Origin of the sequence: Scytonema sp. PCC 10023 (assembly GCF_963920835.1) — a bacterium.
Classification (GTDB): Bacteria; Cyanobacteriota; Cyanobacteriia; order Cyanobacteriales; family Nostocaceae; genus Kalymmatonema.
In genome coordinates this window covers 1-272 of the sequence record NZ_CAWUDP010000389.1, presented here as the reverse complement: position 1 = coordinate 272, position 272 = coordinate 1, and the positions used below count along the sequence as shown (strand labels likewise).

At 55.5% G+C, this 272-nt stretch carries 1 protein-coding gene; it reads left to right on the top strand.

Annotated features, from left to right (window positions below; genetic code table 11):
* Positions 1-272 (top strand): HEAT repeat domain-containing protein (locus tag ACM0OZ_RS49320; protein WP_414590232.1); only part of this gene is annotated, 272 nt, incomplete at both ends.

The window sequence follows — 272 nt, the reverse complement described above, 5'->3', positions numbered from 1 at the left end:
TGCGTCAGAATGCAGCAGAAGCCTTGGGCAAGTTGGGCAATGCTTCAGTGGAGGTAGTGGATGCACTGCTGTTGCGACTGGCGGATGAGAATTCTTCGGTGCGTCGGTTGGCAGCAGAAGCCTTGGGCAAATTGGGCAATGCTTCAGTGGAGGTAGTGGATGCACTGCTGGGACGACTGGTGGATGAGGATTCTTGGGTGCGTCAGAATGCAGCACGTGCCTTGGGCAACTTGGGCAATGCTTCAGTGGAGGTAGTGAATGCACTGCTGCGA